The organism is Thermus sp. (genome assembly GCF_040290245.1).
Classification (GTDB): domain Bacteria; phylum Deinococcota; class Deinococci; order Deinococcales; family Thermaceae; genus Thermus_A.
In genome coordinates, this window is record NZ_PSMQ01000032.1 from 1 (window position 1) to 19,329 (window position 19,329).

Genomic DNA, 19,329 nt, shown 5'->3' on the forward strand with positions numbered 1-19,329 from the left:
ACGTAAAGCCCCTGGCGGTAGACTGGGGCGGCGCTCACCTCCTCGGGCAGGGCCAGGGCCTTTTGCGCCTGGGGGTCCAGCAGGTCCACCTGGACCAGCCCCCGACCCACCCCCAAAAAGAGCCTTCCCTCCGAGAAGACCATTTCCATTGGCCAGGCCGCCTCCCCTCCCAGGTCCAGCCGGCCCTTCAGGGCCAGGCCCCGGGGAAGCAGAGGCCCCTCCGGGTACTGGCCGGTCCTGGCCGCCCCGCCCCGCGCCACCCCGTAGCGAAGGGCCCGGACCGTCTGGGCGGCCTGGCGGAAAAGACCCGCTTCCGCGGGCCGCTCCTCCGGGTGCTTGGCGAGAAGCGCTAGAACAAGCCCCCCCACCGCCTTGGGAAGGGCGGGGTTTTGCGTCTCTGGGGGTTTCGGGGCCTCGTAGACGTGCTGGAAGAGGATGGCCTGGTCGTTCTCCCCCTCAAAGGGGGGTCTTCCGGTCAGGGTCCGGTAGAGGACCGCCCCCAGGCTGTAGAGGTCCGCCTTCGGGCTGAGGGGTAGGCCCTTGGCCTGCTCCGGGGCCATGTACAAGGGGGTACCCAGGGTGAACCCGGTCCGGGTGAGGCGCTGGCTTTCCTGAAGGAGGTAGGCCAGGCCGAAGTCCATCACCTTGGGGTGCCCCTCCCGGGTGAGGAGGATGTTCTTCGGGGTGAGGTCCCGGTGGAGGATCCCCGCTCTGTGCAGGTGGACCAGGGCCTCCATGACCTGGGCGGCGGCCTCGAGGATCCTTTCCCCTTCCTCGCTCTCCTCAAAGGGGCCCAGCTGGTCAAAACTCCCCCCTTCCACCAGCTCCATGACGAAGTAGGGTCGCCCCTCTTCCTCCCCTAGGTCCAGGACCTGGACGATCCCGGGGTGAAAAAGGCGGGAAAGGGCCCTGACCTCCAGGAGAAACCGCTCCCTTTCCGGGGGCAAAGCCCGGGGATGCAGGAATTTTACAGCCACCTTCCGGCCCAGCCGCTCGTCCAAAGCCTCCCAGACCTCGGCCATTCCCCCGGAGCCCAGGAGGCCCAAAAGCCTGTACCGACCCGCCAGAACCACGCGGTCCAGTTTATTCTTCCTGGGCCTCGAGGCGCTTGAGAAGCTCGGCAAGCTCCAGGCGGCCTTCCTCCAGCTCCCTGGCGATCTTCTCTATGGCCAGCCGCACCACCTCGGACTTGGAGACCAGCCGCTCAGGGCTGGAAAGCTCGTAGGCCGCCTTGGTGAGGAGGGCATCCTGCTCCTCGGAGAGGATGACCTGGAGCCGCTTTTTTTCCTTCTTCGGCATAGGCCTCCCGCCGCTTCCCTGGCTGCCGGTGGGGGAAGCAACCTGACGGAAGGCAGTTTAGCATAAAGCGCATCGGCTTGACAATGCGGATAGGCAGGTTTATCCTCACCGTGAGTAAGGTGTGTATGATGTGTAAGGAAGGTGGGGGATGAGCCGGGTGCTGCGAATCGAAGGGGGTGAGCCGTTAAGAGGGGAGATCCGGGTGTATCCGGCAAAGAATGCGGCCCTGCCCATTCTGGCGGCGAGCCTCCTCACCGAGGAGCCCGTCACCCTTTGGGAGGTGCCCAGGCTTCGGGACGTGGAGGTGATGCTGGAGCTTCTGGCCCACCTGGGCACCGAGTACGCCTGGGAGGGGCGGACCCTCCACCTTCAGACCCGGGAGATCCGCCGCACGGATGCCCCTTACGAACTCGTGGGCCAGATGCGGGCGAGCTTTATCGTCTGGGGGGCGCTCCTCGCCCGGGCTGGGGAGGGAAGCCTTTCCATGCCCGGGGGGTGTGCGTTTGGCCCCCGGCCGGTGGACCAGCACATCAAGGCGTTGAAGGCCTTGGGGGCGGAGGTCTGGGAGGAAGGGGGAACATTTCACGCCCGCCGCACCCGCCCCCTTTCCGGCCGGGTGGTCTTTGACCTGCCCACCGTGGGGGGCACGGAACAGGCCATGCTGGCCGCGGCCTTGGGCGGGGAGGCCACGCTGGTGGGGGCGGCCATGGAGCCTGAGGTGGTGGACCTGGGCCGGTTTCTGGCGCTTTTGGGAGCGGAGGTGGAGGGCCTGGGAAGCCCCTTCCTTTTCATCCGGGGGAGAAAGGCCCTGAAAGGGGGGGAGTATCGCATCATTCCCGACCGGATTGAGGCGGGCACCTTCCTCCTGGCGGCGGCGGCCACCCGGGGGGAGGTGACCCTCAAGGGGGTGGAGCCCGGCCACCTGGATGCCCTTTTGGACAAGCTGGCCCAGGCGGGTCACCGGATTGAGGTGGGGAAGGACACCCTCCGTTTCCGCGCCACACGCCACCCCGAGCCCTTCAACGTGGAGGCCCGGGAATACCCCGGCTTCCCCACGGACCTCCAGCCCCCGGTGACCGCCTACCTGGCCACGGTGGAAGGGAAGAGCCTGATCTCGGACCGGGTCTACCCTGACCGGTTCACCCACGTGGGGGAGCTGGCCCGGATGGGGGCGGAGCTCCACCTGAGGGACCGGGTCCTGATGGTCCAGGGCAGAAGGCTTCACGGAGCCCAGGTGCGGGCTTTGGACATCCGGGCCGGGGGGGCTTTGGTCATCGCCGCTCTGGCCGCGGAAGGGGTCACGGAGCTCGAGGGCCTATACTTCCTGGAGCGCGGCTATGAGGATCTGGAGAACCGCCTTCGTGCCCTGGGGGCGCGGCTGCTTTCGGAGGAAGCCGTGGCTGCGGACTAAGGGACGGGGCTCACCCCGCCTTCAAGAAGGCCTGCAGACCCCTTCGGACGGCCTCGAGGTGGGGAGGGATGGGGTCTTTTCGGTGGATGAGGGCCACCTGGAGGCCCGGGGGGCGGCCTTTCACCAAAAGGGGCCGTAGGACGGCCCCCGGATGGGGGAGGTACCGGTAGGGGGCAAGGAAGGGATAGACCCCGATGCCTGCAGCCACCAGGCTGATCCCCTGGGGGAAGCGCACGGCCTCCCGCACCACCTTGGGACGGAAACCCGCTTCTTTAAAGACCTCCATGAAGGCCTCGTACAAGGGAGGGAGGGCCTCCCTGGGCATCAGGATAAAGGGCTCCCCCTCGAGGTGGACGAGCTCCACGGCCTCCTCCTGGGCCAGGGGATGCCCCTCGGGCAAGGCGATGTAAAAGGGCACCTTTAGAAGAGGCTCCACCGCGATGCTCGCGTTTTCCACCTTAAGCCCCGCCAGGCCGTAGTCCAGCCGTCCCTCCAAAAGGGCTTGGACCTGTTCTGGGGTGTGCATTTCCAGGATCTCCACTGGGGTGCCCAGGGCCTTGCGCAGCGCATCCAGAAGGGGGAATAGGTCCAGAAGCAGGTTCTCCGGCACCCCCACCCGGACCCCTTTTTGAGCCGCCTTTTGCACGCGTTCCACCAGAAGCTGGGCCTGCTTAAGGAGGGCCCGCCCCTCCTCGAAAAGCACCTCCCCCGCCGGGGTGAGGCCGAAGGGGCGGCGGCGGACGAGCTCCACCTTGAGCTCCTTCTCCAGGGCGCGGATGGCCTGGGAGAGGGCGGGCTGGGTGAGGAAGACCCTCTGGGCCGCCTTGCGGAAGCTCCCCGTCTCTGCAAGGGCGATGAAGGCGCGGAGTTTCCTCAGGTCAAGCATGATAAGTTCATCTTATCACGCCCCCATAGGGCGTTCGATTGGACAGGGCCGCCCCCATGGGCCCATACTGGTGTAGTGTAGATGGCAACCGGGGGGTATATGAGGGCAGAAGAGCTGATCCAAGCCAGACGAAGCCTTTCTCCGGAGGAGGCCGCCCTTTTGGAGAGGATTGAGAACCAGGAGTGGCGGGAGTCCTTGGAGTACGTGCTGAAGACCGCGGGGCCAGAGCGGGTAGAAGCCCTTTTGAACCACCTGGACGAGTACCTATACCTTCAGGGGTTCGTCCTGAGGAACCGGCTTTCCACCCCCTATCTAAACACCATCCCCAAGGAGAAGGAGCCCCCCTACCCCGGGGATCTCGAGCTGGAGGAGCGCATCGCCAACATTCTCCGTTGGAACGTCGCCGCCATGGTCACCCGGGCCAACAAAAAGGTGGACGGCATCGGAGGGCACGTCTCCACCTACGCCTCCATCGCCGAGGTCTACGAGGTGGCCCTGAACCATTTCCTCAGGGGAGAGGGCGCGGGGCTGGACCGGGATCTGGCCTTTTTTCAAGGCCACTCCTCCCCTGGGATCTACGCCCGGGCCTTTTTGGAGGGGAGGCTCAGCGAGGCCGACCTGGAAAACTTCCGCCGGGAGGTTCGCCCTGTGCGGCCAGAGGGGCGGGGGCTTTCCAGCTACCCTCACCCTTGGCTCATGCCGGACTTCTGGGAGTTTCCCACGGTTTCCATGGGGCTGGGCCCCATCCAGGCCATCTACCAGGCCCGGTTCATGCGCTACCTCGAGGACCGCGGCCTAAAGCCCAAAAGCTCGGCCAAGGTCTGGGCCTTTTTGGGCGACGGGGAGCACGACGAGCCCGAGACGGTGGGGGCCTTGCACCTGGCGGCCCGGGAAAACCTGGACAACCTCATCTTCGTGGTCAACTGTAACCTCCAGCGCCTGGATGGCCCTGTGCGGGGAAACTCCAAGATCATCCAGGAACTGGAGCGGCTTTACCGGGGAGCGGGCTGGAACGTGATCAAGGTCGTCTGGGGGAGCGCCTGGGACCGGCTCATCGCCAAGGACAAGGAGGGCCACCTCCTGAGGCGGTTTGAGGCCCTGGTGGACGGGGAGTCTCAGCGCTACGCGGCCTTTGGAGGGAAGGAGCTCAAGGAGCGCTTCTTCAACACCCCTGAGCTCAAGGCCCTGATCCGGGACCTTACGGACGAGGAACTGGACGAGCTCACCCGGAGCCGGGGCGGGCACGATCCTTTAAAGCTTTTCGCCGCCTTCAAGGCCGCGGTGGAGCACACGGGAAGCCCCACCGTCATCCTGGCGAGGACCATCAAGGGCTATGGGATGGGGCCCACGGCCATGTCCAAAAACGTGGCCCACCAGGTGAAGAAGCTCTCCCTCGAGGACTTAAGGGAAGTCCGGGACTTCCTAAAGATCCCTATCCCGGACGAAAGGCTTCCCGAGATCCCCTATTACCACCCGGGGCCGGACTCCGAGGAGGTGCGCTACCTCCTGAAGCGGAGGGAAGCCCTGGGCGGCCCCATTCCCAAGCGGACGGTGCGCTTTAAGGGCGGGCTCAACGTGCCGAAGGAGGAGTTCTTCCAGGAGTTCTACGAGGGCAGCGGGGGCCGGGAAATCTCCACCACCATGGCCTTTGTCCGGATTCTGACCAAACTCCTCCGACACAAGGAGATCGGAAAGCTCCTCGTGCCCATCGTCCCCGACGAGGCCCGGACCTTTGGCATGGAGGCTCTGATCGCCCAGGTGGGCATCTACTCCCCCCAGGGCCAGCTTTACATCCCCGTGGACGAGGGGACGCTGACCGCCTATAAGGAGAGCAAACAGGGGCAGATTCTCGAGGAAGGCATCACCGAGGCTGGGGCCATGGCCGACTTCATTGCGGTCGGCACCGCCTATGCCCACTGGGGCGTGCCCACGATTCCTTTCTTCATCCTCTACTCCATGTTCGGCCTCCAGCGGGTGGGGGACCTGGTCTGGGCCGCCGCGGACCAGAGGACCCGGGGCTTCATCCTGGGCGCCACTGCGGGAAGGACCACCCTGATGGGGGAGGGTCTGCAGCACCAGGACGGGCAGAGCCACGTCTACGCTCTGGCCGTGCCCAACCTTTTGGCCTACGACCCCGCCTACGCCTATGAGCTTGCGGTGATCCTCGAGGACGGCCTGAGGCGGATGTACGAGGTGGGGGAGGATGTCTTCTACTACATTACGGTGGCCAACGAGAACTACCTCCACCCTCCCATGCCGGACCCGCGGGCGGAGGTGAAAGAGGGCATCCTCCGGGGGCTCTACCTCTTCCAAAAGGCGGAGGAAAAGGGGCCTAAAGTTCAGCTTCTGGGCTCGGGGCCCCTCTTGAACGAGGCGGTGAAGGCGGCGGAGCTTTTGAAGGAGTTCCAGGTGGCGGCGGATGTCTGGAGTGTGACCAGCTACAAGGCCCTTTACCTGGATGCCCTAGAGGCGGAGCGGGAGAAGCGGCTCTTGGGCCGGGACAGGCTGCCTTTTGTGGTGGAAAAGCTCTCTTCCACCGAGGGGCCCATCGTGGCGGTCTCCGACTACTTAAAGGCCCTTCCTAACCTTATCCGGGGGTATCTGGACCGACCCTTCGCTAGCCTAGGCACGGACGGATTCGGCCGCTCGGACACCCGGGAGGCCCTTAGGGGGTTCTTTGAGGTGGACGCCCGCCACATCGCCCTGGCCGCCCTGGGGCTTTTGGTGGAGGAGGGTAAGCTGAAAGGGGAGGTTCTGGACCGGGCGAAGGCGGCCTGGGGCCTTGACTTGAGTGAGGTCCCGCCCTGGAAGCGATAAAGGAGGCGTATGGAGGTCAGGCTACCCGAGTTGGGCGAAAACGTGGCTTCGGCCACGGTGGTGGGGGTTCTGGTTAGGGAAGGGGATCGGGTGGAGAAGGATACCCCGGTTTTGGAGCTGGAGACGGACAAGGCCGTGATGGAGCTGCCCGCCGGGGTGGCGGGGAGGGTCCAGCGGGTTTTGGTCAAGGTGGGGGACGAGGTGCAAACCGGACAGGCGGTGCTCGAGGTGGAGCCGGAGGGGGCCGTGGGCCCGGCTTCTCTCACCGAGCCTACCCAGGCCGAAAGACCCGGGCCCAAGGTCTCTGAGGCCAAGGCTCCAGAGCCCAAAAGCCTCGAGGCGAAGCCGTTGGCCACCGCCCCCACGCCTGGGGAGGGACGGCTGGTCCCCGCCGCCCCCTCCGTCCGACGGCTTGCCCGGGAACTGGGGGTGGAGATCACCCGGGTGGTGGGCACGGGCCTCGCGGGTCGGATCACGGAGGAGGATGTGCGGAAGGCGGCGGGCCTTTCCGCCCCCGTCCCTGTGGCTGCTTCCCCGTTAGGGGAACACCGGGAGGCTCCCAAGGCCCCACTTCCCGACTTCGCCAAATGGGGCCCAGTCCGCCGGCAGGCCATGTCCTCCGTGCGGAAGGCCACCTTGCGGGCCATGGCCCAGGCCTGGAAAGAGGTCCCCATGGTCACCCACTTTGACCGGGCGGATGTGACCAGCCTTGAGGAGGTGCGGAAAAAGTACGCCCCACGGGCGGAGGCCCAGGGGGTCCGGCTGACCATGACCGCCTTTATCCTCAAGGCGGTGGCCCTCACCCTCAAGGCCTTTCCCAAGTTCAACGCCTCCTTAGACCCGGAGGCGGGGGAAGTTATCTACAAGGACTACATTCACCTGGGGGTTGCCGTGGACACCCCCCACGGCCTTCTGGTGCCCGTGGTACGGGAGGTGGACCGGAAGGGGGTGCTCGCCCTGGCCCGTGAGCTTGCCGAGCTTTCCGCCAAGGCCCGGGAGCGAAAGCTGGCCCTGGAGGAGATGCAGGGGGCGAGCTTCAGCGTCTCCAACCTGGGGGGGATTGGGGGGGCCGGGTTTACCCCCATTGTGAACTGGCCCGAGGTGGCGATCCTAGGGGTTTCCCGCTCAGAGGTCCAGCCTGTCTGGGATGGGGAGAGCTTCCGCCCGCGGCTCATCCTTCCCTATAGCCTCACCTATGATCACCGCCTCATTGATGGGGCGGAGGCGGCCCGGTTCTGCCGCCACCTTGCAGGCCTCCTGGAGGACCCCATGCTTTTGGCTTTGGAGGGGTAGTCCAACGCAGAGGAAGAGGAGAGGGGGGTTGTCCCCCCTTTTGCTGGCCTCCCCCCTCAAGTTCCGACAATAGCTCCCTGAAAGGGAAAAAGCCTTCAAGGTGCGCTGACGCGTGACCGACGCCACTCATCCAGCGCCATCCGCGTGCTTTCGCGAAGCGAAACACCTCCAAGGCCTCTTTCCACCTCGAAAGAGAAAACCGGCCCGGCATCTTTAATGAGTAGTCCCGCCATCTCCGCCAACCAGCCCCCCTTTTTGCCGCCACTTTCTGCGCATCGCCACCACCTGTTCCCTTCGGGAAGCAACCCCAACCACCAACCCCAGGGCATAGGCAAAGGCTAAAAGCCTCAAGGTACGCCCCTTGGGCGTGACCAGGGTCTTCAAGGTGCGCTGACGCGTGACCTCCGCATTCTCAAGGTACGCTGTCGCGTGACCCAGGGTCTTGCTCATCACACCCTCCATCCGCAAGTACCCCTTCAGATCTCGAAAGGCCTCCCAGTGTTCCCCTAACGGGGAAGCAGCGGAGTAGATCCCCATGTAGACCGGTATGGATCGCCCCTGGTAAGGCTGGGCCAGGGTGAAGGCCATAAACCCCAGCTCGTAGGGGGTTGTGCTTGGCCTTTGGACGGGGGTTCTCGGTGGGGTCTACCCGTGCTTCAAGGTACGCCCGCAAGGGGGCGTGACCCCGGTCAGCCCCAACGGGGCTACGTTCCAGGGAACACCTTCTGGACGAAAGGGGTTTCTGAGTCGATCAAGCGGCGCAGGTCACGCCCAAAGGGGCAGGAGTTCAGGTTCCAGCCCCACCATCAGGCGCTCGATGGCCTTGTAGTTTGTCTTTTCACCCGCTTCTTTGCGGTAGTGGCGGGCCCAGTCGCTTTTCCGGGCGGAGCCGGACGAGAGAATCGCGTAGAAGGGCCGGGCCAACTTCTCAGCATCCCTAGGGTTGTCTATCAGCGGCTCAACGAAAGGAACCAGATCCTTGGGAGTAAAAGGTAGGGGCTGCATGGCTTAAGTTTGCCTTGTCGCAACCAAGAGGGGAAGGTCAGCAGTTTTGTTATTGACATCTGGAGAGGACGGGGGTAGAATTTGAGGCGGAAGTGCTTCCAAAAGGGGGTGTCGCATGAAGAAGCTGGCGTTTTTAGTGGCGATGGGGGCGGTCTTGGCCTTCGGTCTGGCCCAGGCCCAGGTGACCCTCCGGGTGGCGGGGGATTCCACTGCGGTGGGCGAGGGTGGGCGTTGGATGAAGGAGAAGGTGGAGGAGTGGGCGAAAAAGACCGGGAACAAGGTGGAGTACATCGACTCCCCGGCGGACACCAACGACCGGCTCGCCCTCTACCAGCAGTACTGGGCGGCCAAAAGCCCGGACGTGGACGTCTACATGATCGATGTCATTTGGCCGGGCATCGTTGCCCCGCATGCGCTGGATTTGAAACCGTATTTCAGCGAGGCCGAGCTGAAGGAGTTCTTCCCTCGGATCGTTGAAAACAACACCATTAAGGGGAAGCTTACCTCCATTCCCTTTTTCACCGATGCGGGGCTTCTCTACTACCGAACCGATCTTTTGCAGAAATACGGCTATAAGAACCCCCCCAGGACCTGGGCCGAGCTCGAGCAGATGGCTAAAAAGGTCATGCAAGGGGAGCGGAAGGCCAACAAGGACTTCTGGGGCTTTGTTTTCCAGGGCAAGGCCTACGAGGGGCTGACCTGTGATGCCCTGGAGTGGATCTACTCCTTCGGGGGAGGCCGGATCGTGGAGAAGGACGGCCGCATCTCCGTCAACAATCCCAAGGCCCCCTTGGCTTTGAACACCCTCCGCCGCTTTGTGGGCAGCATTGCCCCTGCTGGGGTTACGGCCTACGCGGAGGAGGAGGCCCGGAACGTCTTCCAGCAGGGGAATGCCCTCTTCATGCGCAACTGGCCCTACGCCTACGCCCTGGGCCAGGCGGAGGGCAGCCCCATCCGGGGTAAGTTTGCGGTCACGGTGCTTCCCAAAGGGGGGGCGGATGCCCCGAATGCAGCCACCCTGGGTGGCTGGCAGCTCATGGTCTCCGCCTACAGCCAGCACCCCAAGGAGGCGGCGGATCTCGTGAAGTACCTGACCTCTTACGAGGTTCAGAAGGACAACGCCGTCCGGCTCTCCCGCCTGCCCACCCGGCCCGCGCTTTACAACGACAAGGACGTCCTAGCCAAGAACGCCTGGTTTAAGGACCTCCTTCCCGTTTTCCAGAATGCGGTCTCCCGGCCCTCGGATGTGGCGGGGGCCAAGTACAACCAGGTTTCCGAGGCCATCTGGACGGAGGTCCACAACGCCCTGACCGGAAAGAAGACGGGTGAGCAGGCGGCCAAAGACCTCGAGGCCCGCCTGAAGCGTATCCTGCGCTAGGCCCTTCCTCCCCCGGGGGAGGACTCCCCCGGGGGTTTAGACTACGCCCATGCTCACCCTTAGACGAACCCGGCTTGCCTGGGCCTTGGTTCTTCCCACCCTCTTGGTGGTTCTGCTCGTAGCGGGCTACCCCCTGGCCCAGGTCTTTTACTGGTCCTTCTACAAGGTGGACATCGCCTTTGTGGAGAAGCCAAAATTCATCGGATTTGAGAACTACCTCTATCTGCTCAGAGACCCCGAGTTTCGCCTGGCCCTTTGGAACACCCTCCGGTTCACGGTGGTCTCCGTGGGCCTGGAGACGCTTTTGGGCCTGGCCATCGCCTTGGTGATCCACTCCAACTTCCGCGGCCGGGGCCTTGTCCGGACGGCCATCCTCATTCCCTGGGCCATTCCCACCGTGGTCTCGGCCCAGATGTGGAAGTGGATGCTCAACGACGTCTACGGGGTGGTGAACGTCCTTGGGGTTAAGCTCGGCCTTCTGAGCCAGAAGATGGCCTTTTTGGCCAGGCCGGACCTCCTTTTGCCCTCCATCATCGCGGTGGATGTCTGGAAGACCACCCCGTTCATGGCCCTTCTCCTTTTGGCGGGGCTTCAGCTGATTCCAGAGGAGCTCTACGAGGCCGCCTCCATCGACGGCCCCAGCCGCTGGCAGCAGTTTTGGACCATCACCCTTCCCCTTCTGACCCCTGCTTTGGCGGTGGCCCTCATCTTCCGAACCCTGGACGCCTTACGGGTGTTTGACGTCATCTTCGTCATGGCAGGGGTCAACCCCTCCACAAAAAGCCTGGCCATCTACAACCGCCAGACCCTCATCGACTTTCAGGACCTGGGGTATGGATCGGCGGTCAGCGTGGCCATCTTGCTCCTCATCTTTGCCTTCGTCCTGCTGTACGTACGCAGCGTGGGGAAGGAGGTGATGCGGTGAGGCTTTTCAACCGACTGGCCTTCTACCTTCTCGTGGCCTTCATCGTGGTTTACAGCGTCTTCCCCTTTTACTGGGCGGTCATTTCCAGCTTCAAACCCTCTGATGCCCTTTTCTCCGCTAACCCCAGCTTCCTCCCCTTCCCTTGGACCCTGGACCATTATAAGAACGTGTTTCTGCAGGCCAACTTTGGCCGAAACCTCCTCAACTCCCTGATCGTGGCCGGGGGGGCGACCCTCCTCTCTTTGGGGCTTGGGGTCCTGGCCGCCTACGCTTTGGGAAGGCTTCCGTTTCCACCCAGAAACGCCGTCCTCTACGTTGTTCTTGCCATGACCCTCTTCCCCCAGATCTCGGTTCTTTCTGGTCTGTTTATCCTCCTAAGGGCCACGGAGCTTTTCAACACCCACCTGGGCCTTATCCTCTCCTACCTCCTCTTCACCCTGCCCTTTACCATATGGGTTCTCACGGGGTATTTCCGGAGCCTCCCCCAGGAGCTCGAGGAGGCCGCCTACGTGGATGGGGCCACCCCTCTGCAGACGCTTTTGCGCATCATGCTTCCCCTTACCGGTCCCGGCCTGGTGACCACGGGGCTTCTGGCCTTTATCGCCGCCTGGAACGAGTACCTCTTTGCCCTAACCTTTACCGTGGGGGACCGGGTGAAGACCGTTCCTCCGGCCATCGCCAGCTTTGGCGGGGCCACGCCCTTTGAGATTCCATGGGGGTCGATCATGGCGGCGAGCGTGGTGGTCACGGTGCCCCTGGTGGTTCTTGTCCTCCTCTTCCAGCAGCGGATTGTGGCTGGCCTTACGGCTGGAGCGGTCAAGGGGTAAGGCGTGTACCCGGTTCGCTTCAGCGAGGTCCGGCTTAAGGACGGAGTGCTCCACCTCGAGGGCCCTTGGTTTAAGGGGCGGCTGGAGGGGTACAGCAAAGAGGGCCATGCCTTTCTTCGGGTTCTGGTCTACCACCGCCCGGAGGATGAGGAGAAGAGGAGCTGGGGGGTAGAGGGCCTTACCCCCCTGCCCCTTTCCCTCGAGGAAGGACGGGTTTCGGCCCAGGGCGTGGCCCTCGAGTTGCGCCTGGACCCCTTTGGCCTCGCCTTTTCCGGCCTGCAAGCACCCTTGCTCCTGGCCGGAGCCCTGGCCCCGGTGGGGCTTCCCGAGGAGAAGCTGCGGGATGGCCAGGAGGAAAACGCCTTAAAAGAGATGCTGGACGGCCTTCCTCTGGGAGCGGGGTATACCTTGCTCTTTGAAGAAAAAGAAGGGCGAAGGTACTACGGCCTGGGGGAAAGGACGGGGTTTTTGGACAAAAGGGGGCGCCGCTGGACCAACTGGGCCACGGACGATCCCCACCACCACCCGAACGCGGACCCCCTCTACCAGGCCCATCCCTTCCTCCTGATCAAAGAAGGGGAGGAGGCCTACGGCCTCTTTCTGGACGAGACCTGGCGGACGGTCTTTGACCTGGCCTTTACCGACCCCAGGACCGGCCTGGTGCACACCGATGGCCCCACCTTTGACCTGTACTTGATCCCCGGCCCCAGACCGATCGATGTCGTCCGGGCCTACACCGCCCTTATGGGCCGTGCCCCGCTGCCCCCCCTTTGGGCCTTGGGCTACCACCAATGCCGATGGAGCTACCCGGATGAGGGGACGGTCCGGAGCGTGGCGGAGGGGTTTTGGATGCGGGAGATCCCTCTGGAAGCCCTCTGGTTGGACCTCGACCACATGGAGGGGTACAAGGTCTTTACCCACGATCCCCACCGGTTTCCCGATCTCGCCCGCCTGGCTCGAGACCTCGAGGCCCGAGGGGTCAGGCTCGTGGTCATCGTGAACCCTGGGGTGAAGAAGGAGGAGGGGTATCCCGTTTACGAGGAGGGGGCGTTGCGGGGGTACTTCGTCCGCAACCGGAAAGACGAGGAGCTTTGGGGGTCGGTCTGGCCCGAGCCCGCGGTCTGGCCTGATTTCACCCAAAAGGAGGTGCGCGACTGGTGGGGGGGGCTTCACCGGTTTTACCTGGAGCAGGGGGTGTCGGGCATCTGGAACGATATGAACGAGCCCGCGGCCTTTAAGGTGGAGGGCCGCCCGGCGCCTGGAAAGACCCTTCCGGCCACGGCCAAGCACCAGGAGAAGTGGCATGCGGAGGTGCATAACCTCTATGGGCTTTTGATGAGCCAGGCCACCTTTGAGGGCCTCCGGCGCCTGGCACCGGAAAAGCGCCCCTTCGTCCTGACCCGAAGCGGGTTTGCCGGGATTCAGAAGTACGCCTGGGTCTGGACTGGGGACAACTCGAGTTGCTACGAACATTTGGAGATGTCCCTGCCCATGCTCCTCAACCTGGGGCTTTCCGGGGTGCCCTTCGTGGGGGCGGACATCGGGGGGTTCTCGGGGGATGCGGACGGGGAGCTTCTTTGCCGCTGGACCTGGCTGGGGGCGTTCTACCCCTTTATGCGGAACCATTCGGGCAAAGGAAGCCGCCGCCAGGAGCCTTGGGCGTTTGGGGAAAAATGGATGCGCTGCGTCAGGGAGGCCATCCGTTTCCGTTACCGGCTCTTGCCTTACCTCTACACCCTGGCCGAGGAGGCCGCCCGCACGGGCCTTCCCCTTTTGCGACCGCTGTTTCTCCATTGGCCCGAAGACCCCCTTGCAGAGTCGGTTCACGACCAGGCGCTTCTTGGGGAGGCCTTGCTCCTGGCCCCCGCCCTCCGCCCCGGACAGACCCACCGCCTGGTTTACCTGCCCGAGGGGCTTTGGCACCAGGTCTTTACCGGGGAAGCGCACGGCCCGGGGTTCCACGCCGCCCCTACGCCCTTGGAGGGCATCCCCCTTTACCAGAAGGCGGGCACGGCCATCCCTCTCACGGAGCCCTTACCCCATACGGGAGGAGCTTTGCCTTGGCGGAGGCTCCTTTGGCAGGTGGCCCTAGGGAAGGAGATCCGGGGGCGGCTTTACGAGGACGAGGGGGATGGGTATGCTCCGGGCCTCGGTCACGCGGTGGCGTCCCTCGAGGCCGTCCTGGAGGGGGGGTTTGACCCGGTGGACCGCCGGCTTTTCCTAAGGCTCAAAGACCCGGCCCTTGCCCTTCGGTCCAAGGTGGAGGCCCGCCTTCTCGGGGTCAAAACCCTCCGGAAGGCCAGCGTTCCTTGGCGCGCCGCAGAGGACGTGATCCTGGAACTCGGGGGAGGGGAGGCGGAGGTTTGGATTTAAAGAATCCCCCGCCTGACCCCGAAGGCAACGCAGCTGCTTCGAACGGAAGGAAGCCCCGGGGGATGGGAAAACGCGGCTAGGGCTTCCTGGGCGTGGCCGGGGGTTTGGGCGCGACCTCCTGGGAGGGCTGCTTGGGGGCGAGCTCGGACAGGACCTGGTTCAGCCGGTTTTCGACCTTGGTCTTCTTCCTGAGCTCTTCCACCCAGGCCTGGGCGGCTTTGGCCCGCTTCTGGGCCAGGGCCATGGCCTTGGCCTCCTCATAGACCTCGGCCAGGGGTCTTAAGACCTCGGCCTTGCGGTTGTTGACGATGACCACGGCGAAGGTCCCGTCCTCCAGCTTGACCACCTCGCTGACCTCCCCCGCTGGCCCTTTGGGGAAGGTGTCTTTGATTCTAAAGACCAGCCGGTCTACGACGGCCGGAAGGGTTCCTGGGTTGACCGCCCCGTGTTCGGTCAACTCGCCTTCTTGTGCCTTGGCCAGGGCCTCGAGGTTCCCGCTTTTCAGGGCCGCTTCCCGGAAGGCCTTGGCCTTGGCCTCCTCCTTGAAGGTCACCACCTTGACCTCGGCCGAGGCGGGCACGGTGAACTGGGCGGGGTTCTTGGCGTAGAAGTCCTTGACCTCCTCGTCTGTCACGCTCACGTCTTGCGTTTTCCAGAGCTGGACCGCCTGGGCGATCTCGTCCTTGGACCCGATGAAGGGCTTTCCCGTCTTCTTGGCCTCCTGAACGAGGATTTCCCGATTAATCATCTGGTCTAGGGTCGAGGGGAGGAAGAACTGGACCGCAAGCTCCCCTAGGCCCTGCTGGAGGAGCTGGGCCATCTGCGGGTTGGAAAAGACCGGCTGGAGCACCTGGGCGAGTTTAAGCTCGGTTTTGCTTCCCCCTTCCGGCTCCACCACCGCCACCACCGGGTTTTTGTACTGGTAGCCCATGGTCTCGGCAAAGCGGACCTGGGCCTTGGACCGGATCTCCTCCAGATAGGCCTCGAGGGCCCCGTCCGCCTTGGCCTTTTTGGCATCCTCCTCCACCTTGGCCCTGACCTCTTCAAAGGCTGGCTCCTTGGGGGGGATGTACTCCTCCACCTTGACCAGGTAGTACCGGCCTCCCGCTTCGATGGGCCCCACCAGGCCCGGTCCTCTTAGCTTGAAGACCTCCCGGGCCACCGCCTCGGGGAAGACCACCTTGGTCACCGGCCCTGGCTCGCTCTTTCCGGGATCTGCTCCAAGGGCTCCTCCCTCGGCCGCCCCCACCTTGGAGTAGGTCTGGGCGAGCTTGGCGAAGTCCTCCCCCGCCTTGGCCTTGGCCAGGGCTTCCAAGGCCTTGGCTTGTTCGTCCACGACGATCTGCCTGGCCTTGACCTTGGCTTCCCCCTTGTACCGATCCTTGTAAAGGGTGAAGTAGAACTGGACCTCCTCCGGGGTGGGTTTGACCCCATCTTGGATCTGCTGAAGCCGCCTTTGGATCCTCAGGTTCTGCTTGATCTCCTCCCTGAGTTGGGCGTCCGTGTACCCCACCTGGTTGAGGAACTGGTCGTAGGCCTTCTTGTCCTTAAGGCCCAGCTGCTCTTTGAGCCGGTCCACTTCCTTTCTGACCTCCGCTGCGCTCACCCGCACCCGGGCCACGTCCTGCTTCAAAGCCTCGGTGAGGATGACGCGCTCGAGGAAGTAGGTGTCCACAAGGGCTTTGAGGAGCCCCTGGGGGTTGGCGGCGTAAAGGGGGTCGTTGCCCTGGAGCCGCAGGAGGTCCAGCTCGTAGACCGCTTTGCCGTTCACCCATAGGACGGGTTTGCCCCGCTGGGTTTGGCCCGCCTGGGGGGTAAAGAGGAGGATGGCCCCCACCGCAAAGGCCAAGGCCAGAAGCCCGAACAAAATCGTGACGATGCGCCTGTTTATCCTGAACACTTGACGGCCTCCTTAAGGGGTGCTAGAGTTTTCCTTGCTGAGTGCGCCCGTAGCTCAGCTGGATAGAGCGTCGGCCTCCGGAGCCGAAGGTCAGAGGTTCGAGTCCTCTCGGGCGCGCCATTTTTCTTTTTCGTCCCCGGAAACCCTCTTCGCACGAGCCCGATTCTAGCATGCCTTTGTTAGCCTTTGGTTATGGTCCCCCTCCTTCTGGCCTGGCTTCATGCCACCAACGATCTTTTCTCCAACTTCCTCACCCCCCTTCTGCCCAAGCTGATGGAGCACTTCGGCGTGGGCCTGGGGACGGCGGGCCTCCTGGTCTCGGTCTACTCCTTAACGGGAAGCCTCCTCCAGCCGGTGGCGGGCCTGATCGCCGATCGGTTGGACCGGAGGCTGCTTGCCGCCTTAGGCCCCGTGGGGGTGGCCTTGGGCCTGGGAAGCCTGGGGTTCTGGGGGGAGTTCTACGCCCTGGTAGGGGTTTTAGGCCTGGCCGGCCTTGGCTCTGCGCTCTTTCACGCCTCGGGGGCCGCCCTCGTGGGGCAGAGCGCCCCTGGGAACAGGCGGGGCTTTTGGTTGTCCCTGTTCGGCTCTGCGGGGTACCTGGGGCTCTCCCTAGGGCCCCTGGTGGCGCTTTCGGTGGAGAACCTGTGGGGTCTTAGGGGGCTCTTCTGCCTCACCCCCTTGGCCCTCGTTCCCGCCTTCCTCCTCCTGCGCACCCCCCCGGTGCGGGTGCGGGGGAGGCCCACGGGGCTTGGCGATCTGCTCAGGGTTTTCCGGGGCGAGGTGGCGAAGCTCTGGGGGATGGCCACCTTGCGGAGCCTGGTCTTCATGAGCTTTTCCACCACCCTGCCTTACTGGTACCATCTTAAGGGGCTTTCCGATTACTACACGGGCCTTTCCCTTTCCGTCTACAGTTTTTCCGCCACCTTGGGAACCCTGCTCGGGGGGATGCTTTCGGACCGGGTGGGGAGGAAGCGGGTTTTGGTGGGGACTTTGACCTTCGCTTTGCCCCTTTACCTCGGGCTTTTGTTCTTCCCCCCGGAAAACCCCTTTTATCTGGTCCTTCTCGCGGTGACGGGGGCCCTTATGAACGCGGGAATTCCCGTGGCGACGGCCATGGCCCAGGAGCTCGAGCCCAACCAGGTGGCCACCGTCTCCGGCCTTCTCATGGGGTTCACCTGGGGCTTTGCAGGGCTTTTTTACGCCCCGATCGGGCGGGCCATCGAGCTGTTCGGTGTTTTGCCGGTGCTTCTCGCCCTAGGGGTCCTGATCCTGCCGGCCTGGGGCCTCGCCGCCTGGGTGAGGGAGGCCCGTAGAATGGAGGCATGAACCTCCTCCTGGCCACCGATGGTTCGCCCCCGGCCCGAAGCGCGGAAGTCCTGGCGGAGTGGCTGGCGTACAAGCTCCAGGCCCGCCTGCGCGTCCTTTTTGTGCGGGATGAGCGCCTGATCCGGCTTCCCCAGCTTCTGGACCTGGGGGCTTTGAGCATCCCTCTGCCCGTCCGGCACCAGGAGATCGAGGAGGCCCTCACCCTGAAGGGGGAGGCGGTTTTGGAGCGGGTCAGGGGGAATGCCCGGGGGGCGGGGCTTGAGGTGGAGGCCTTCCTCGAGACCGGCCTCCCCCACGAGGTCATCGTCCGCCACGCCCGCACCGCGGACCTTTTGGTCCTGGGCCGGGCGGGGGAGGCGCATCTGGGCGAGTTTCTGGGTCTGGGGAGCACCGCGGACCGGGTTTTGCGCACCTCCCCCACCCCGGTCCTCCTCGCCCCCTTGGCGTATGTGGAGCCCCGGGGGGCGGTTTTGGGATACAACGCTTCAGAAAGCGCGGTCCGGGCTCTTCATACCCTGAGGCCCTTGGCCAAAGCCTTGGGGCTTTCTGTCCGGGTGGTGAGCGTCCACGACGACCCCGTTGTGGCGGGGGGCTGGGCTTTAGAGGCCGAGGCCTACCTCCAGGAGGAGGGGGTCCGGACCGAAGCGCTGGCGTTTTCCGGGGATCCGTCGGAGCACCTTCTGCGCCTTTCGGCCCCTGAGGACCTCCTCGTTTTGGGGGCTCCGGTGCGCCGGTTCGTTCTTGGGAGCACGGCGGAACACGTGATCCGGCATGCCCTGGGCCCGGTCCTGACCGTCCGATAAGCGGAAGCCCCCGTGGTATAATGGGGCTCTAATCCAAAGGGGGTGAGGGCATGACGGTGGGGCAGGTGCTTTTGCATAAGGGAAGCCAGGTCTACTGGGTTTCACCTCGGGCTACGGTATACGAAGCCCTGCAGAAGATGGCGGAGCACGATGTGGGGGCGCTTCTGGTGATGGAGGAGGGGCGGCTTCTGGGGGTGTTTTCGGAACGGGACTACGCCCGGAAGCTGGTGCTGATGGGCCGGTTTTCCCGGGACACCCAGGTGGTTGAAGTGATGACGGAGAACCCCCTCACCGTGACCCGGGCTACGCCGCTTTCCGAGGCCATGCGCCTTATGACCGAGCACCGTGTCCGCCACCTGCCGGTGGTGGAGGAAGGGAAGGTTCTGGGGGTGATCTCCATCGGGGACGTGGTCAAGGCCATCATGGGTGAACAGGAGGTCCTCATCCGGGAGCTTTCCCGCTATGTAACGGAAAACCGCTAAGTCCCCGCCGGCGATCCCATAAGGGGCCTGGGTGGGCCGGTGGGTGCGCGTCCTGGGTGGCTGCCCGGGGATGGTCCCCTAGTTAAAAATCCAGGTCAGGACCAGGCTGACCAAAGAGAGCAGCAAAGCCCCCACGAAGGCCTGGGGAAAGCCCTGGACCTCGAGGGGCGTGGCCTGGGCCACTAGGAGGAGGATCAGAGCGTTCACCACCAGGGTGAAAAGCCCCAGGGTGAGGAGGTTGAGGGGGAGGGTGAAAAGGAGCAGAAGGGGCCGGATAAAGGCGTTGGCCAGCCCCCAGATGGCCCCCACCACCAGATAGTCCAGAAGCCCCGCCCCGGGGGCGAAGCGCACCCCCGGGTAGACCAGGGTCACGATCCATATGGCCAGGGTGTTCAGGAAAAGCCGGGCGAGAAGCCCCCGCATGGGGGCATGCTACCACGGGGCTTGACAAGGCTAGGGGGGGTGGGGCTGAAAGTGTATGTATGTGGTTACTTACTATGAACGTGGGTCTTACGGAAACCCCCTCGGCCCCCATCCCCCCTCTGGGCCTCCCCGTGAGGGTGGGGGGTCTAAAGGGATTCTTAGCGTTTCTCTTCCTGGGCCT

Annotated in this window: 17 protein-coding genes and 1 tRNA gene; 11 read left to right on the forward strand and 7 right to left on the reverse strand. The window is 64.2% G+C overall.

The genetic code is table 11. The annotated features are described in order from the left end of the window. A partial coding sequence (locus C4301_RS05935) for a serine/threonine-protein kinase (protein ID WP_352414201.1) occupies positions 1–1,082 on the reverse strand: 1,082 nt, incomplete at its 3' end. 1 nt (position 1,083) lies between these two features. Further along, entirely contained in the window at positions 1,084–1,299 is a 216-nt protein-coding gene (locus tag C4301_RS05940; RefSeq protein ID WP_352414186.1) for a transcriptional regulator, read from the reverse strand. 148 nt (positions 1,300–1,447) lie between these two features. On the opposite strand from C4301_RS05940, the gene murA reads away from it, so the two are divergent. Beyond that, positions 1,448–2,710 (forward strand): UDP-N-acetylglucosamine 1-carboxyvinyltransferase, encoded by a 1,263-nt coding sequence (gene murA / locus C4301_RS05945; RefSeq protein ID WP_352414187.1) that lies wholly within the window; start codon positions 1,448–1,450, stop codon positions 2,708–2,710. A 10-nt stretch (positions 2,711–2,720) separates the two neighbouring features. On the opposite strand, the gene C4301_RS05950 is transcribed toward murA, so the two are convergent. Beyond that, positions 2,721–3,596: a LysR family transcriptional regulator gene (locus C4301_RS05950; RefSeq protein WP_352414188.1), complete on the reverse strand. Its 876-nt coding sequence runs from the start codon at positions 3,594–3,596 to the stop codon at positions 2,721–2,723. Positions 3,597–3,695: 99 nt separating this feature from the next. Here C4301_RS05950 and aceE point away from each other — a divergent pair, with 99 nt between their 5' ends. Continuing rightward, positions 3,696–6,413: a pyruvate dehydrogenase (acetyl-transferring), homodimeric type gene (gene aceE, locus C4301_RS05955; RefSeq protein WP_352414189.1), complete on the forward strand. Its 2,718-nt coding sequence runs from the start codon at positions 3,696–3,698 to the stop codon at positions 6,411–6,413. Between the two features lie 9 nt (positions 6,414–6,422). Then, the gene (locus C4301_RS05960; RefSeq protein ID WP_352414190.1) at positions 6,423–7,706 is read left to right on the forward strand and encodes a 2-oxo acid dehydrogenase subunit E2; all 1,284 of its coding nucleotides are present in this window, start codon (positions 6,423–6,425) and stop codon (positions 7,704–7,706) included. A 213-nt stretch (positions 7,707–7,919) separates the two neighbouring features. Here the strand turns inward: C4301_RS05960 and C4301_RS05965 are convergent, their stop codons facing one another. Both C4301_RS05965 and C4301_RS05970 read right to left on the reverse strand, forming a co-directional pair. After that, a complete protein-coding gene (locus C4301_RS05965) occupies positions 7,920–8,294 on the reverse strand; it encodes a hypothetical protein (protein ID WP_352414191.1) in 375 nt (124 codons plus the stop codon). A gap of 177 nt (positions 8,295–8,471) precedes the next feature. Beyond that, on the reverse strand, positions 8,472–8,711 hold the full coding sequence (locus C4301_RS05970; protein WP_352414192.1) for a hypothetical protein: 240 nt from the start codon (positions 8,709–8,711) through the stop codon (positions 8,472–8,474). A gap of 115 nt (positions 8,712–8,826) precedes the next feature. On the opposite strand from C4301_RS05970, the gene C4301_RS05975 reads away from it, so the two are divergent. From C4301_RS05975 to C4301_RS05990, 4 genes are read left to right on the forward strand one after another with little or no spacing between them, the layout of a single operon-like run. After that, positions 8,827–10,089, forward strand: coding sequence for an ABC transporter substrate-binding protein (locus tag C4301_RS05975; RefSeq protein WP_503012397.1), 1,263 nt, complete (start codon positions 8,827–8,829; stop codon positions 10,087–10,089). A 49-nt stretch (positions 10,090–10,138) separates the two neighbouring features. Continuing rightward, a complete protein-coding gene (locus tag C4301_RS05980; RefSeq protein ID WP_352414193.1) occupies positions 10,139–11,014 on the forward strand; it encodes a carbohydrate ABC transporter permease in 876 nt (291 codons plus the stop codon). After that, complete coding sequence (locus C4301_RS05985) at positions 11,011–11,841, forward strand: carbohydrate ABC transporter permease (protein ID WP_352414194.1); 831 nt, start codon at positions 11,011–11,013, stop codon at positions 11,839–11,841. The genes C4301_RS05980 and C4301_RS05985 overlap by 4 nt, the downstream gene beginning before the upstream one ends. Before the next feature lie 3 nt (positions 11,842–11,844). Next, complete coding sequence (locus tag C4301_RS05990; RefSeq protein WP_352414195.1) at positions 11,845–14,214, forward strand: glycoside hydrolase family 31 protein; 2,370 nt, start codon at positions 11,845–11,847, stop codon at positions 14,212–14,214. A 76-nt stretch (positions 14,215–14,290) separates the two neighbouring features. Here the strand turns inward: C4301_RS05990 and C4301_RS05995 are convergent, their stop codons facing one another. Next, positions 14,291–16,114, reverse strand: coding sequence for a peptidylprolyl isomerase (locus C4301_RS05995; RefSeq protein WP_352414196.1), 1,824 nt, complete (start codon positions 16,112–16,114; stop codon positions 14,291–14,293). Positions 16,115–16,157: 43 nt separating this feature from the next. Between C4301_RS05995 and C4301_RS06000 the strand changes: the two genes are divergently transcribed. From C4301_RS06000 to C4301_RS06015, 4 genes are all read left to right on the forward strand, one after another. Next, positions 16,158–16,234 (forward strand) — tRNA-Arg (locus C4301_RS06000). A gap of 72 nt (positions 16,235–16,306) precedes the next feature. After that, positions 16,307–17,440, forward strand: coding sequence for an MFS transporter (locus C4301_RS06005; protein WP_352414197.1), 1,134 nt, complete (start codon positions 16,307–16,309; stop codon positions 17,438–17,440). Next, positions 17,437–18,243 carry a universal stress protein gene (locus tag C4301_RS06010; protein WP_352414198.1) on the forward strand — a complete coding sequence of 269 codons (807 nt, stop codon included), beginning with the start codon at positions 17,437–17,439 and terminating at the stop codon, positions 18,241–18,243. Before C4301_RS06005 ends, C4301_RS06010 begins: the two co-directional genes overlap by 4 nt. Positions 18,244–18,293: 50 nt before the next feature. Continuing rightward, the gene (locus C4301_RS06015; RefSeq protein ID WP_352414199.1) at positions 18,294–18,725 is read left to right on the forward strand and encodes a CBS domain-containing protein; all 432 of its coding nucleotides are present in this window, start codon (positions 18,294–18,296) and stop codon (positions 18,723–18,725) included. A gap of 78 nt (positions 18,726–18,803) precedes the next feature. Here C4301_RS06015 and C4301_RS06020 read toward each other — a convergent pair whose 3' ends face one another. Further along, positions 18,804–19,148, reverse strand: coding sequence for a phage holin family protein (locus C4301_RS06020; RefSeq protein WP_352414200.1), 345 nt, complete (start codon positions 19,146–19,148; stop codon positions 18,804–18,806). Positions 19,149–19,329: the final 181 nt, after the last annotated feature.